This is a genomic window from Streptomyces cyslabdanicus, assembly GCF_052663305.1.
In genome coordinates this window covers 17448-30962 of record NZ_JBQRUW010000042.1, presented here as the reverse complement: position 1 = coordinate 30962, position 13515 = coordinate 17448, and the positions used below count along the sequence as shown (strand labels likewise).

Genomic DNA, 13515 nt, shown 5'->3' with positions numbered 1-13515 from the left:
CAGCGCGGCCTCACGCCAGCGCAGAGCGGCGAGCTGGGTACCGAGGTCGTCCAGATCCGCAGGTGGGCTTCTTCGAACTGGCCACCGGTCACTGGCCGATGCTCTCCTGCCCGGACGAGTTGGCCGAGGTCCTGCTCCGCGCCGCCGCGGGCGAGGGGCGGAGGCTGACCGTACCCGAGGGCGAGCCACCTTCCCTCCGGCCGTTCCTGCTGGAGGTCCCGGAGCGGCCGCGGGCGCGGAACGGGCGCGTGGACCTGCACCTGCCAGGACCGGGCCACGCGCACGGGCCGTGGCCCGCGGTGCTGTTCGTGCACGGCGGCCCGCTGCCACCGGACCTCGACCCCGCGCCGCGCGACTCGCCGTTGTATCTCGGCTACGCCCGCTACGTGGCGAGCCTGGGCGCGGTGGGCGCCGTCGTGGAGCACCGCCTGCACGGCGTCACCGACTACTCGCGGTCCGCGGACGACGTGACCGAGGCCGTCGAACTGCTGCGAGCCGATCCACGCGTGGACCCGGAGCGCATCGCCCTGTGGTTCTTCTCCGGCGCGGGACTGCTCGCCGCGGACTGGATCGCCGCCCCGCCCGAGTGGCTGCGCTGCCTGGCCCTGACCTATCCGGTCCTGGCCCCGCTGCCCGGCTGGGGCGCGGTCGCCCCGCGATTCAGCCCGACCCGCGCGCTCCGGGCCGGCGGAAGGTCACTGCCGCCCCTCCTGCTCACCCGGGCGGGTCTGGAGATCCCGCACATCGCCGCCACCGTCGAGGAGTTCGTGACCGCGGCGGAGGAGACCAAGATCCCGGTCGAGATCATCGAAGTCCCGCACGGCGTGCATGGCTTCGAGATCCACGATCCAACGGACGAGTCCCGCGAGGCGGTGACCCGCGCTGTGCGCACAGTGCTCGCCCATCTGGGGCCCTGACGTTCCCCGGAAGCCGCCGATGAGGTGGTGGTCCATGGGTCTCCGCATCCATCTCATGCATGAAGGATTGCCGCGGTGGCTCGGTTGTCCGGGAACCGGCTCGTGCGCCGGCCGGAGACGGTCCTCGTGCAGCCGGGCATCCTGCCCACCGCGGCACACGGCGCGCGAAGCGCCCGTCGGCCGTACGGGAGCGGTGCCGTGGGGGCGACCCCCTCGGGGTCGGCCATGACGCGATCGGCCAGGCGCCGCTGCGACGGGGTGAGAGAGTCCCGGCAGTTCAGCAGCCCATCACGGACCCCGCTCCGGCCTGACCGATGCGGCCGAGCCAAGAGCGGTACGCCGAGGCGAAAGGTTCGACGCCGCCGCCATCGCGACAGACCGCCTCCATCAACCACTCGCAGGTTTGCCGGGCCCTGCCGCTGACGCTGTCGGGATAGCCGTAGCCGACTCGGTGTTCGGCGAACTCGTCCTCGTCCTTGATCCGGGCCTCGCCCCTACGAGGCCGCACGACATCGAGGTCGAGGTCCACCATGCGCAGGACGGTCCCGTCCGCAGTCCACTGCGGCACCGTGCACACGTCGCAGTACACCTCGGGGCCCGGGTCCACACAGAACGTGGCCGTCCACCACTGACCGCGCGGAACCAACATCACGTGCGCGAACCGGTTCGTCCAGCCGCCTGCGGCCGAACTGACGGGCACACCCTCAGCCGTGCCCAACCACACGCCGTGCTCGTCCTCGCCAAGCCGGGTGGCGGTCCACTGCCCGCTCAGGCTGCCGTCGTACTTACGCACGTCGACCAGCACGGAATTGCTCTCTGCGGCCATGCCAAGACGCTAACCCGATGGCACCGGCGAAGGAACCCCGCCTGGTACCGGTAGGCCGGTCTCCACCACGCCGAGTCGTACCGCCGACTCCAGCACGGCGAAGCGGGCCATCAACGGGTGCTACTCGCCGCCGAAGTTGCGGCGCAGGGTCTCTCCGTTCGGCGATCCGCCCAGGGCGGACGAGATCCGGTCCCAGGACCATCCTGCAGCGCGCGCCTCCCTCACCGCGATCCCGATCGCGTTCTGGGCGACGTGGCGTGCTTCCAGTGCGGCCTTCAGCAGTTCTTCGACTGTGGCTACCATGCCTCATATCATGCCACTAAATGTGGCACATGTCGAGGCGTCCGAGGGACCTGCGGGCGTGACGAACGGCGGCCAGCGCTGGCCGGCGCGGTCCCGGTCCTGCGGCACGCCCGGCTCCAAGACAAAGGCGCGCAAACCCAACCAAAGCCGGGCTGCCCCGCAGTGATCACAACGCGTCCGCCGAGACAGCACGGAGGTTTGGACGTTGCGTCAACGCCCGACGCCCGCAGCGACGGATTCGATGACACCTCGCCATGTTCTGCGATAGCCCTCGCGAAGCGGCCCGCCAACCAGGTCGAGGATCCGCACGGCTGCATCGCTCAACAGCACTGGGGCACCCGTCTCGCACAGATGCCGGTGCCCTTCGAGAAGGGCTCCGCCGCGCTCTCCGTCAGCCTCCAGCAGCCGCCGGGGCAGCCACTTCCCGCCGCCCGTCCAGGCGCGGTGGTGGTCGAAGAGCAGGTCAGCGGCGACGTTGAAGAAGACCCCGGCCACCGCCAGGCGTTCGAAGGGATCACCTGCGTCCGCCAAATCATCCAGAGCGTCCGTCAGTCCGTACCTCTTGGTCTCGACCGTCTCCGGCGTCGGCGCCGGCGGACCGTCGCGGAGGTCGGCCTCGGCACGGGCCCGGGCCCATCCGGCCTCTCCACCGGTGTCGACCAGGACGAGGCCGGTGGCATACATGCTCTGCAGCACCGCACGACGCGTGGCGGTGTCCGCGGCGAAGAGTTCCCCGAGACCGGCACGGGTGTGGATGAAAAGCTCCACAAGGCGCCCCTCGAAGCGGAGCGTCTCCCGGCAGGTCTCACCGCCGTCCCCAACGAGCACCGCGATGTCCAGGTCACTGCTGGCGGTCGCCCGTCCTGCGGCCGCGGACCCAGCCAGGACCACGGCGAGCGCATCGGGAAAACGGCCCCGCACAAGGCGTCGAGCCAGGTCAATCGGGTCTGGGTTCGGCTCCATGTCCGTCAGCGTTTCACGGACCCTTGATCAGCGGCGACAGACTTTCCCACACCTCAGGCCCAGACCGCTACAGCCTGTGACAGGCCGCAACGAGGAGGGCCTGACCGTGGGTTACGGCCCGGCATGCGGTAGACCGGCGACGGTCAGCCCCATGGTGACCTGTGCGTTGGTCAGGTCGGCGCGTCGCGTACACGCACCAGCAGGCCGCCGGTCACGAGCGCGGAGGCGGCCCACCCGGCGGTGACGCCGAGCCCGGCCCAGAGGCTGAGGGGCAGACTGGGGAGATCGGTGGTTGCCTGGACGGCGAGCCCGGCGCTCATCGGCGCGATCTGCTGGAGCAGGCGCTGTCCCTGCGGATTGCCGATCACTTGGGCGAGGATGGGGAGAAGGTAGAGCAGGCCGAGGATGACCCCGATGCTGGTTGCCGAGTCCCGCACGATGGCGGCGATCCCGAGGCTGAGCAGCGCGATCAGGACGAGGTAGAGGATCGACCCGACGACCGCGCGCAGTGTCGGCCCGTCGGCCGGCGACAGGGCCGGGTGACCGCGGGTGGTCGTGAAGCCGTGATGGGACAGGATGAGCCGCCCGGCCAGCAGCGACCCGAGAACCGCGATGGTTCCGGCCGCGGCCACGACGCCGGCGAGAACGATGGCCTTGGCGGCGAAGGCGCGGGCCCGACGGGGCGTCGCCGCGAGTGTGGTGCGCATCAGGCCCGTGCTGTACTCGCCGCTGATGACCAGCACCGCCAGGATGGCGACCAGCGCCTGACCGAGCTCGACGCCGATGAGGCTGAGCCTGGTCGTGTCGCCGCCGCAGCCGGCGGACCCGCAGGTCACCACCGAGGTCGCCCCGGCGCTCAGGGCCACTGTCGCCGCGATCATGCCGAGCATCAGCCACATGGGGGCGACGACGGTCCGCATCTTCGTCCATTCCGCATGCAGGGCCGTCATCATGCGTCGCTCCTGCGGAGCATGACGGCCGCGGCGACCAGGCTCACCAGCGCATAACCGGCCAGGACTGCGAGGCCTGCCCACGGTGCCAGCGGGTAGTAGCCGTTGTACGGCGTATAGATGCTCGTGACCTGGTGGTACGGCACGAGCGTCTGCTGGACGGCGAAGGCTGCGGCCGGGGTCACCCGGGTCAGCCAGTTCGACACGCTCGCAGGCATGAACGGGTTGGCGACCAGGACGTAGGGCAGCACGACGGCCACGATGACGGTGGTGACCGCGCCGGCACTGCGCCGGAAGACGGTGCCGGCGGAGAGGGCCAGGATCGAGGCCGTCGCGAGCAGCGCCGCTGTCCCGAGCTCCACCCGTAGTCCGGTCGAGGACGTCACCGGGAAGACGTACACGCCGTTGGCCCGGGCGAGCCGCAGGCCGAGCGGAACCGCGACGACCGCTCCCGCCAGCCCGGCGACGAAGGTGGTGACTCCCAGCACGATCGCCTTGGCCACCAGTACCCGGCTCCGTCTCGGGCTGGCGGCCAGGGTCACGTGGATCAGGTTCTTCCGGTATTCCGTGGTGATGAACAGTGTTCCGACGACGATCACCGCGATCAGCGCGGCGAACGTGCCGATGAGGATCTCGCCGAGGGCGCCGCCGGCCGGCAGGGTGCCACGAACGGCGGGCGCGATGTCGCCTGCGCCGGTCACCGTGAAGCGGCCGTCGGATCCCGTGAACGATCCCGATGTGTTCTGCGGATGGCCGGCGAAGCTGCGGGACTCGGATCCCACCTGGTCGCCTGTCCAGCTGCCACCGGCCCAGCGCCCTTGGACACGAAGGTTTTCGAAGACTGCCGTGGACACGCTGCCTGTCGTGCCCATGCCGCGCACGGAAGACGGAGAAGCGACGAACAGCCCGCCTTGCGTCGTCGGCCCGAGTCCGCTCACGTGCACGGTGCCCACCTTGGTCCAGTGCGCGCCGTCGACGGAGGCGTAGCCGGTGACGGCCTCGCCCGAGCGGACCAGCCGCAGCCAGCGCACCGACGCGGCGGAGACGGGCCCGGGGAGGCCGGGCGTGTCGTTGACGTAGGTGTCCTGCATCCGCACGCCGTGGCTGCCGGTCACCATGATCGCCGCGTAGGGCGATCCCTGGCGGGTGCTCTGCTTGATGACCAGTCCGGCCTTCGCCCACGGCACGATGCCAGGTCGCAGGTCTGCGGGGCCTGCGGGGATGCTGCTCCTGAGCGCGGAAACGGAGACCGTGATGCTGCCGTTCCCGGTCAGGGGCTGGTGCACGAAGTAGAAGCTGTCGGTAACCGGCTCACCGCCGGGTCCGATCGGAACGGACGGGGTGCCGGTTTGACTGCTGCTGCCCCCGGTGAGCAGGGCGAACAGCACCACCATCAGCGCCGCGGCCACCGTGCCCGTCACCCAGCCCCGGACGGTTGTGAACTTGGTCCACTCCGCGTGCAGCAACTGCAGGAAGCCGTCCCGCCCGTCCCGCCGACCGGATCGGTACGGCGTCATGACGGGGGTCACCGCGCCCCCTCCGACGGCTTCGTGGCGCGGAACTCGACCTCGTCGCGGGTGAGTTCGACGTACGCCTCCTCGAGCGTGGCGCGGTGCGCCGATACCTCGGAGAACGGGACCGCGCCCTGGTTGAGCAGCGTCACGATGCGATCCGCCGGCAGGCCGGAGACAGCGATGGTGTCCCGGCCGGTGGACGCCACGGCAGCGCCGGCATGCGCGAGCACCGTCATCGCGTCCGGCTGGGCCGCGGTACGCACGGTCACCCGATTCCCGGACACGGCCGTGATCAGGTCGGCCACGCCGGCGTCGGCGATGACCTTGCCGCGCCCGACCACGACGAGGTGATCGGCGATGTCCTGCACCAGGCGCATCAGATGGCTGGACACCAGGACGGCGCGGCCCTCAGCGGCCAGCGACCGCAGGAAGTCACGCATCCAGATGATGCCTTCCGGGTCCATGCCGTTGAACGGCTCGTCGAGCATCAGGATCGGCGGGTCGCCCAGCAGGGCCGCGGCCATTCCGAGCCGCTGCCGCATCCCCAGCGAGTAGCCGCCGGCCTTCCGCCGGGCAGCCGAGGCCAGGCCGACCAGATCCAGTACCTGGTCCACCCGCCGCGCGGCCAGGCCCTGTGAGTGCGCCAGCCAGAGCAGGTGGTTACGAGCGCTCCGGCCGGGGTGCAGCGCTGCCGCGTCCAGCAGTGAACCGACGTGGCTCAGCGGGTGCCGAAGGCTGTTGTAGGGCCGCCCCTCGACGAGCGCCGTGCCCTCGTCGGCCGTGTCCAGGCCGAGGATCACCCGCATCGTGGTGGACTTCCCGGCCCCGTTCGGGCCCACGAAGCCGGTCACCAGCCCCGGACGGACGGTGAAGGACATGTTGTCGAGGGCTCGGGTCGCCCCGTACCGCTTGTGCAGCCCGGTGACGACGATCTCTGCGGCGCTCATCGGCGTGAGCAGCCGACGGTTCGGTGTGTGGTCATGCCGGCTGTTGTACGTGGCGACCGGTTCCTGCCCCGTCTCAGCCGCTGCGACCTGGTGGGAACCTGCTACCTGGCATCTTTGGGTACATGACGCGTCGAACCGGCAGCCCATCCCTCCCACCCCGCCCTCCCCGTACGACCGGCGGTGACCCGCGGTGAGGGTCCTGGTGGTCGAGGACTTCGAGGTGCTGGCCCGCTCCATCGGCACCGGGCTGCGCCGCGAGGGCATGGCCGTCGATGTCGTGCTGGACGGGACCGACGCCGTGGCCCGACTGGCCGGCACCCGTTACGACGTGGTGATCCTCGACCGGGATCTTCCTGGGGTCAGCGGCGACGACATCTGCCGGCGACTGGCCACCGATCGCTGCGACACCCGCGTGTTGATGCTGACCGCGGCCGACACGATCGAGGATCGGGTCGACGGGCTCAGCCTCGGCGCGGACGACTACCTGCCCAAGCCGTTCGCCTTCGCCGAACTGGTCGCCCGCGTCCGGTCCCTGGCCCGACGGGCCACCCCGCCGCTTCCGCCCACCCTGTCCTGCGGGGACATCAACCTCGACCCGGCTCGTCGGGTGGCATTCCGCGCCGGTCGGCGCCTTGAGCTCAGCCCGAAGGAGTTCGCGCTCCTCGAATGCATGCTCGCCTCACCGGGCGTGGTCCTGGCTGCCGAGGAACTGCTCGAACGAGTCTGGGACGAGGCGGCCGACCCCTTCACCTCTGCGGTCAAGCACACCGTGCACCGGCTGCGGGCCAAACTCGGCGACCCGCCGGTGATCGAGACCATCCGCGAACGCGGCTACCGGATCGGGCCGTCATGACCGAACCCCGACCGCTTCCCAGGCGGTCCCTGCGGACCCGGCTCGCGCTCTTCTACGCCGCGGGGATCTACGTCGCCGGGATCGTGGTCCTCGCCGTCATCACCGTCCCCCTGGTCGGCATCCAGTCGACCGCGACCGGTCCCGCCCGCGGCTCGGCGCCAGGCGTGATCACCGGCACCGGACACGGGATCGGCCCGCACCAGCTCCTCGTCGGCTCCGCCATCGCGCTCGTCGTCCTCATCCCCGTAGCCCTCACCGGCGGCTGGTTCGTCGCCGACCGTTTCCTCAGGCCCCTGCGCACCATCACCACCACCGCCAAGGCCATCTCCGCCGGAAACCTCCAACAGCGTCTCGACCTGGGCGAACCCGCTGACGAGCTGACCGAACTGGGCGGCGTCCTCGACGACCTCTTCGCCCGCCTCCACGCCTCCTTCGACGCGCAACGACACTTCGTCGCCAACGCCTCCCACGAGCTGCGCACCCCCCTCGCCGGCCTGCGGACCCTCCTCGAAGTCACCCTCGCCGACCCCGACGCGGACGCCGTCACCCTGCGCTCGGCCTGCGAGGAGGCCCTCGCTCTCGGCGCACACCAGGAACGACTCGTCCAGGCACTGCTCGCCCTGGCCACCAGCGAGCGCGGCGTCACACGCTTCGACACCGTCGACCTCGCCCACATCGTCGAAGGAGTGCTCGCCGGCCGCCGCGACCAGGCGGCGGAAAGAGGGATCGACCTCGTCGAACACCTGGCGCCCGCAGTGACAGCCGGGGACCCGAGACTGGTCGAAAGCCTTGTCGCCAACCTCATCGACAACGCCCTCCGCCACAACCATCCGGACGGGCACGTAGAGATCACCACTCAGACCTCGGGCGCGCGGGCGACCCTGACGATCAGCAACAGCGGGCCAGTCATCCCCGGCGACCAGATCCAGCGCCTCTTCCACCCCTTCCAGAGACTGGCGCCGGAACGTGGCAGCCGCCGCGACGGCTACGGCCTCGGCCTCGCCATCGTCCACGCCGTCGCCCGAGCCCACCACGCCACCCTCACCACGACCGCGCCCCCCGAGGGGGGCCTGGCCGTCACCGTACGGTTCGCGCACCCATGGCAGAGCGCCGAGACCGAGACGGCCCGGATCGCCTCGCTCACCCGCGAAGGGGCAGGACGGCGCACCCGCCCGCGGTGAAGCGGGTCAGTGGTCCGGGGCCGTCTGCACCATGGACTCGTACAGGGGACGAGAACAGGGACACCGCACCATCCGAGGGTGCGCGGCCCGTGCCGCGCGCCCGCCGCGTCGGCTGTGAAAATCCGCATGCGGTCGCCTGGAGCACAGTGATAGACATCCGGCGTGCACAACACACTGAACTTCCCTGACCTGCTGCGCCTCATCGACGAACGGTCTGCCGCCTTCCGCGCCGCGGTCGCTGCCGCCCCCAGCCTCGATGTGCAGGTGCCGACCTGTCCCGAGTGGACGCTGTTCGATCTGGTGCAGCACCTGGGTCAGGGGCGCCGCGCCTGGGCCGCCACCATCGCCGCAGGGCCCGACGCCACGGCCAAGTCCGCCCCTCAGGGCGACACGTCCGCGCCTCGGGAACGCGAGGCCCTGTCGGCCTGGTTGGCCGCCTCGACGCAGGAACTGCTGGACGCACTGCGGGAGGCCGGCCCGGACCGTGGTTGCTGGACGTGGTGGGGCAAGTCGCAGTCTCCGCAGACCTGCGGTGCCGTCGCCCGGCACCAGCTCCAGGAGATCGCGGTGCACACCTACGACGCCCAGCTCACCGTGGGCGCCCCGCAGCCGCTGCCGGACGAGGTGGCACTCGACGGTGTCGAGGAGTTCCTGTCCACCATCTGCACGACGACGGTCGCCTGGCCGCACGAGCCCGCCGGCGTCGATTACCACGCCACCGAGGGCCGCTCCTGGCGCAACGGGCTCTCCGACGACGGCGCGCGGCTCGACCGCCTGCCCGAACCCGGCACAGGGCTCGCCGCCGAGGAGCCGGACGCGGCCGACGCCTCCGCCCGAGGCACGGCCAATGAGCTGGTCCTCGGTTTCTACGGCCGTATTCCATTGGACTCCCTGACGCTCGACGGCAACCGGCACATCTTCGACCAGTTGGTGGCCTGGGACCCGGAGCCGTAGTCCTCGCCAGCACTGCCCCCACAGCACAACCACCCGTGCCCCGGCCGCCCTCGCGGCCGGGGCACTGCTCGTTCCCTCGCAGGAGCCCATCCGGGCCTGACGTGCCGACCGCGCACCCGTCGCATGTCGATCGCACCGGTGCGACCCATGTGTGGCTGCCTGGCTCACCGGTTCGGGACCGTGGCCGGCCACGGGGTGAGGTAGCGCCGACGGAGGCGGGTGAAAGCGCTGGGGCTGGGGCGGTGCGGGAGGAACTCCTTGATGTGCTGGGCGCATTCGCGTGGGCTCGCAGTGCTGGTGTCGCACTCCAGGTCGTAGTCGCCATGACGGTGGACCAGGTCGTACTGGTGCGCCGCAAGGCCCGACGGCCGGTCGCCTCGCGCCTGCTCGCGGCGGGCCAGTTCGTCCAGCGGGCAGTGGATGCCGACGAAAAGGACGTCCTCAGGTCGCAGCACCGTCAGACAGTCGAGCAGTCGCCACGGCTCGCTCAGCACATGGTCGACCACGATGCCGTTGCCCGCCTCGGCCATGGCTGCGATCGACCGGTGGAAGCCCATCCGGGTGCGCCGCAGCGCGGCGTCGAGCTCCTCCGCTCCGAGCTCGCGCTTGCTGCGCATCGCGTTGAAGGCATCGACCGCCAGGTGGAAGAAGACGCCGTCGTCCAGGATGTCCACAAGCTCCCGCGCCACGCTCGACTTGCCCGAGCTGGACGTGCCGTTGAGGAAGATGATCCGAGCAGGTGTCATATCCGCATGGTCACATGGTGCCGCCCTGGCGCCGCGTTACAGCCTGGCCCTCGTCGACGGCGCCGCGTTCGTCGTCGGTGAGCGGGATACCGGCAGGCTCCTCAGTCGGTTTCCCGCTCCTCCAGGGCTCGCCGGTAACGAACTTCGGATACGGAAACTCCGTCGTAGTCTTCAGCCTGGACTGCACCGTCAGGGACATAACCCGCTCGCTCGTAGAAGCGGCGTGCCCTGGTGTTGTCGGTGAGGACCCACAACCGCACCCGGTCGAAGCTGTCGGCAAGAGCCTCAGCGTGCACGGCTTCGAGGAGCGTGCCACCGATTCCGGACCCAGTAAGTGAGGGCTGAACGTACAGAGCGTAGAGCTCACCCACAGACGTGGTCGTTCCGTCTCCGCGGAAGGGTCCGAGACAAGCCCACCCCACGACTCGTCCATGGATGTCGACCGCTACCAGGTTGGTCATGCCCTTCTTCGGCTTCTCGAAGTGCCGTCGGCGCTGCCGACTGTCTGCCTCAACCGTCATGCCGTCGAGGAAGGACTGGGGCACGATCCCGACATACGCGGCCTTCCAGCCGGCTACTCGTATCGCTGATACCGCCGGGACATCGGCTTCCGTCATAGCTCGTACAGTCAGCATCTCGGCACCGTACGAGACACGTCACCACGACCGCCTGTGAATTACGCGGCCGGAGGGGCCGGGATTCCGCCCGTCAGGACGCGCAGTCCGGGCAGATGCCGCGGTACGTGAGCTCCGCCTCGGACACCGAGAAACCGAAGCGCTCCGACTCCGGAAGGTCGGCGAGCGGATCACCCACCGGCTGTACGTCCCGGATCGCGCCGCAGCGGGCGCACAGGAGGTGGTGGTGGGGACGGCGCGCGTTCGGGTCGTAGCGCTTGGCGCGGCGGTCCGTCGAGACCTCGATGACCTCGCCCAGTTTCACCAGTTCACCCAAGGTGTTGTAGACCGTCGCCCGCGAGATCTCGGGCAGCTTCTGCACCGCCCGGGCGTGCACCTCGTCCGCGGTCAGATGGACGTGGTCGCCGTCGAGTACCTCGGCCACGACGCGCCGCTGCGCGGTGAGACGCCAGCCACGCGTCCGCAGTCTCCCCAGGAGGTCACTCATGCCTCTCAGCCTAGCAGCGATTCGACCAAAATCGAGACTATGTACTCACTTGGAGTTCCGCTTGACTTGGACAGAGTCCATTGTAGGATCGGTGGTGATCCACGCCAAGGGACGGATGCGCGAGGACAAGGACGCGACCGGCCGGAAGCCGGGCCTTGAACGCACGCGACGAACCACTCACCGAGGAGCGAGCTTTGCCCGAGAACAACCAGAAGCCGTTGACCACGGCTGCCGGCGCACCGGTTGCCGACAACCAGAACTCCCTGACGGCCGGTCCGCGCGGTCCGATGCTCCTGCAGGACGTGTGGTTCCTGGAGAAGCTCGCGCACTTCGACCGCGAGGTCATTCCGGAGCGCCGGATGCACGCCAAGGGCTCGGGCGCGTTCGGCACGTTCACGGTGACGCACGACATCACGCGGTACACGAGCGCGAAGATCTTCTCCGAGATCGGCAAGAAGACCGAGATGTTCGCCCGGTTCTCCACCGTCGCGGGTGAGCGCGGCGCGGCCGACGCCGAGCGCGACATCCGCGGCTTCGCCCTGAAGTTCTACACGGACGAGGGCAACTGGGACCTGGTCGGGAACAACACCCCGGTGTTCTTCTTCCGCGACCCGCTGAAGTTCCCCGACCTCAACCGCGCGGTGAAGCGCGACCCGCGCACCAACCTCCGCGACCCCGAGAACAACTGGGACTTCTGGACCAACCTTCCCGAGGCCCTGCACCAGATCACCATCGTCATGTCGGACCGTGGCATCCCCGCCTCGTACCGGCACATGCACGGCTTCGGCTCGCACACCTACAGCTTCGTCAACGCCGAGGGCGAGCGATTCTGGGTGAAGTTCCACCACCGCACCCAGCAAGGCATCAAGAACCTCACCGACGCCGAGGCCGAGGCCCTGGTCGGCAAGGACCGCGAGTCCCACCAGCGCGACCTCTACGAGGCGATCGAGAAGGGCGACTTCCCGAAGTGGAAGCTGTTCGTCCAGATCATGCCGGAGGCCGACGCGGAGAACTACCGCTTCCACCCCTTCGACCTCACCAAGGTCTGGTCGAAGAAGGACTACCCGCTGATCGAGGTCGGCGAGTGGGAGCTCAACCGCAACCCCGCGAACTACTTCGCGGACGTCGAGCAGGCCGCCTTCACCCCGGCGAACGTGGTTCCGGGCATCAGCTACTCGCCCGACAAGATGCTGCAGGGCCGGCTCTTCTCCTACGGTGACGCCCAGCGCTACCGCCTCGGCGTGAACCACCACCAGATCCCCGTCAACGCCGCGAAGAACCCGGTGAACACCTACCACCGCGACGGCGCCATGCGGGTCGACGGCAACCAGGGATCCACCCCGGGCATCGAGCCGAACTCGTACGGCCGCTGGCAGGAGCAGCCGGCCTACCGCGAGCCGAGCCAGGCCGTGGGCGCGGTCGCCGACCGGTTCAACTTCCGCGAGGACGACGACAACTACTTCGAGCAGCCGGGCAACCTGTTCCGGCTGATGACCCCGGAGCAGCAGCAGACGCTCTTCGAGAACACGGCGCGTGCCATCGACGGCGCGTCGGAGCGGACCGTCGAGCGACACATCGCCAACTGCACCCAGGCCGATCCGGCCTACGGGGAAGGTGTCCGCAAGGCGATCGAGGCCCTGGCCGCCGGCCGGCTCTGAGCCGACCCGCCGCTCGGGTCACCTCGAGCCCACACGCCCGTGCCCGGCGTACGTGCTGCCCGCACGCACGCCGGGCACGGGCGCGGCAGCCGTCAGGCGGCCGTATCGAGGAGCCCCGTAGAACCGCACGACCAGGAGGTACGCATGAGCAGTGGTGCACTGACTCCTGAACAGACGGATCGCATCGTGGCCGTCGCCATGGATCTCGCCCGCGAGGGCAGCACCGCGCAGCTGGTGGAATTCGTCGAGCACGGGCTGCCGGTCGACGTGACCGACTCGGGTGGCAACAGTCTCCTGATGCTCGCCGCCTACCACGACCATGCCGACACGGTGCGGGCCCTGCTCCGCCTCGGCGCCGACCCGGACCTGCGCAACGCCCGCGACCAGGCCCCCATCGCCGGCGCCCTGTTCAAGGGCGCGGACACGGTCGTGGCGGTACTGCGGGAGGCGGGTGCGCAGCTCGACGCCGGTACGCCGTCCGCGCGGGTCACGGCCTCCATGTTCGGCCGCGAGCACCTGCTGACGGGCCGGACGGACGATTCCCAGCACTGACGGTGCGTCCGGGGGGCGCAGAAGGATGC

General features: G+C 70.0%; 15 protein-coding genes. 6 read left to right on the top strand and 9 right to left on the bottom strand.

Features of this window, described 5'->3' with window-relative positions:
• Positions 1-62: 62 nt before the first annotated feature.
• Positions 63-917 (top strand): alpha/beta hydrolase, encoded by an 855-nt coding sequence (locus ACTYVM_RS24835; RefSeq protein WP_445528085.1) that lies wholly within the window; start codon positions 63-65, stop codon positions 915-917.
• A 277-nt stretch (positions 918-1194) separates the two neighbouring features.
• Here the strand turns inward: ACTYVM_RS24835 and ACTYVM_RS24830 are convergent, their stop codons facing one another.
• The 6 genes from ACTYVM_RS24830 to ACTYVM_RS24805 form a co-directional block, all read right to left on the bottom strand.
• Positions 1195-1743, bottom strand: coding sequence for a DUF402 domain-containing protein (locus ACTYVM_RS24830; protein WP_445528084.1), 549 nt, complete (start codon positions 1741-1743; stop codon positions 1195-1197).
• A gap of 120 nt (positions 1744-1863) precedes the next feature.
• Positions 1864-2046: a hypothetical protein gene (locus tag ACTYVM_RS24825; RefSeq protein WP_400033636.1), complete on the bottom strand. Its 183-nt coding sequence runs from the start codon at positions 2044-2046 to the stop codon at positions 1864-1866.
• A gap of 210 nt (positions 2047-2256) precedes the next feature.
• Positions 2257-3009, bottom strand: coding sequence for a nucleotidyltransferase domain-containing protein (locus ACTYVM_RS24820; protein WP_445528083.1), 753 nt, complete (start codon positions 3007-3009; stop codon positions 2257-2259).
• Between the two features lie 170 nt (positions 3010-3179).
• On the bottom strand, positions 3180-3962 hold the full coding sequence (locus ACTYVM_RS24815) for an ABC transporter permease (protein ID WP_445528082.1): 783 nt from the start codon (positions 3960-3962) through the stop codon (positions 3180-3182).
• Positions 3959-5476 (bottom strand): DUF1349 domain-containing protein, encoded by a 1518-nt coding sequence (locus ACTYVM_RS24810; RefSeq protein WP_445528081.1) that lies wholly within the window; start codon positions 5474-5476, stop codon positions 3959-3961. The genes ACTYVM_RS24815 and ACTYVM_RS24810 overlap by 4 nt, the downstream gene beginning before the upstream one ends.
• Before the next feature lie 8 nt (positions 5477-5484).
• Positions 5485-6420: an ATP-binding cassette domain-containing protein gene (locus ACTYVM_RS24805; RefSeq protein ID WP_445528080.1), complete on the bottom strand. Its 936-nt coding sequence runs from the start codon at positions 6418-6420 to the stop codon at positions 5485-5487.
• 190 nt (positions 6421-6610) lie between these two features.
• On the opposite strand from ACTYVM_RS24805, the gene ACTYVM_RS24800 reads away from it, so the two are divergent.
• From ACTYVM_RS24800 to ACTYVM_RS24790, 3 genes are all read left to right on the top strand, one after another.
• A complete protein-coding gene (locus ACTYVM_RS24800) occupies positions 6611-7273 on the top strand; it encodes a response regulator transcription factor (protein WP_445528079.1) in 663 nt (220 codons plus the stop codon).
• The gene (locus tag ACTYVM_RS24795; RefSeq protein WP_445528078.1) at positions 7270-8454 is read left to right on the top strand and encodes a sensor histidine kinase; all 1185 of its coding nucleotides are present in this window, start codon (positions 7270-7272) and stop codon (positions 8452-8454) included. The genes ACTYVM_RS24800 and ACTYVM_RS24795 overlap by 4 nt, the downstream gene beginning before the upstream one ends.
• A gap of 162 nt (positions 8455-8616) precedes the next feature.
• On the top strand, positions 8617-9408 hold the full coding sequence (locus ACTYVM_RS24790) for a maleylpyruvate isomerase N-terminal domain-containing protein (protein WP_445528077.1): 792 nt from the start codon (positions 8617-8619) through the stop codon (positions 9406-9408).
• Positions 9409-9572: 164 nt separating this feature from the next.
• On the opposite strand, the gene ACTYVM_RS24785 is transcribed toward ACTYVM_RS24790, so the two are convergent.
• The 3 genes from ACTYVM_RS24785 to ACTYVM_RS24775 form a co-directional block, all read right to left on the bottom strand.
• Positions 9573-10154: a chloramphenicol phosphotransferase CPT family protein gene (locus tag ACTYVM_RS24785; protein ID WP_445528076.1), complete on the bottom strand. Its 582-nt coding sequence runs from the start codon at positions 10152-10154 to the stop codon at positions 9573-9575.
• A gap of 101 nt (positions 10155-10255) precedes the next feature.
• Positions 10256-10789: a GNAT family N-acetyltransferase gene (locus ACTYVM_RS24780; RefSeq protein WP_445528075.1), complete on the bottom strand. Its 534-nt coding sequence runs from the start codon at positions 10787-10789 to the stop codon at positions 10256-10258.
• A 73-nt stretch (positions 10790-10862) separates the two neighbouring features.
• Complete coding sequence (locus tag ACTYVM_RS24775) at positions 10863-11276, bottom strand: Fur family transcriptional regulator (RefSeq protein ID WP_445528074.1); 414 nt, start codon at positions 11274-11276, stop codon at positions 10863-10865.
• A gap of 194 nt (positions 11277-11470) precedes the next feature.
• Between ACTYVM_RS24775 and ACTYVM_RS24770 the strand changes: the two genes are divergently transcribed.
• Both ACTYVM_RS24770 and ACTYVM_RS24765 read left to right on the top strand, forming a co-directional pair.
• On the top strand, positions 11471-12934 hold the full coding sequence (locus tag ACTYVM_RS24770; RefSeq protein WP_445528073.1) for a catalase: 1464 nt from the start codon (positions 11471-11473) through the stop codon (positions 12932-12934).
• Positions 12935-13078: 144 nt separating this feature from the next.
• Positions 13079-13486: an ankyrin repeat domain-containing protein gene (locus ACTYVM_RS24765; RefSeq protein ID WP_445528072.1), complete on the top strand. Its 408-nt coding sequence runs from the start codon at positions 13079-13081 to the stop codon at positions 13484-13486.
• Positions 13487-13515: the final 29 nt, after the last annotated feature.

What these genes read in the sequence shown, in the direction of transcription:
- ACTYVM_RS24830 (WP_445528084.1), bottom strand. Translation starts at nt 1,743, where the DNA reads ATGGCCGCAGAGAGCAATTCCGTGCTGGTCGACGTGCGTAAGTACGAC.
- ACTYVM_RS24825 (WP_400033636.1), bottom strand. Translation starts at nt 2,046, where the DNA reads ATGGTAGCCACAGTCGAAGAACTGCTGAAGGCCGCACTGGAAGCACGC.
- ACTYVM_RS24820 (WP_445528083.1), bottom strand. Translation starts at nt 3,009, where the DNA reads ATGGAGCCGAACCCAGACCCGATTGACCTGGCTCGACGCCTTGTGCGG.
- ACTYVM_RS24815 (WP_445528082.1), bottom strand. Translation starts at nt 3,962, where the DNA reads ATGATGACGGCCCTGCATGCGGAATGGACGAAGATGCGGACCGTCGTC.
- ACTYVM_RS24810 (WP_445528081.1), bottom strand. Translation starts at nt 5,476, where the DNA reads ATGACGCCGTACCGATCCGGTCGGCGGGACGGGCGGGACGGCTTCCTG.
- ACTYVM_RS24805 (WP_445528080.1), bottom strand. Translation starts at nt 6,420, where the DNA reads ATGAGCGCCGCAGAGATCGTCGTCACCGGGCTGCACAAGCGGTACGGG.
- ACTYVM_RS24795 (WP_445528078.1), top strand. Translation starts at nt 7,270, where the DNA reads ATGACCGAACCCCGACCGCTTCCCAGGCGGTCCCTGCGGACCCGGCTC.
- ACTYVM_RS24785 (WP_445528076.1), bottom strand. Translation starts at nt 10,154, where the DNA reads ATGACACCTGCTCGGATCATCTTCCTCAACGGCACGTCCAGCTCGGGC.
- ACTYVM_RS24780 (WP_445528075.1), bottom strand. Translation starts at nt 10,789, where the DNA reads ATGCTGACTGTACGAGCTATGACGGAAGCCGATGTCCCGGCGGTATCA.
- ACTYVM_RS24775 (WP_445528074.1), bottom strand. Translation starts at nt 11,276, where the DNA reads ATGAGTGACCTCCTGGGGAGACTGCGGACGCGTGGCTGGCGTCTCACC.
- ACTYVM_RS24765 (WP_445528072.1), top strand. Translation starts at nt 13,079, where the DNA reads ATGAGCAGTGGTGCACTGACTCCTGAACAGACGGATCGCATCGTGGCC.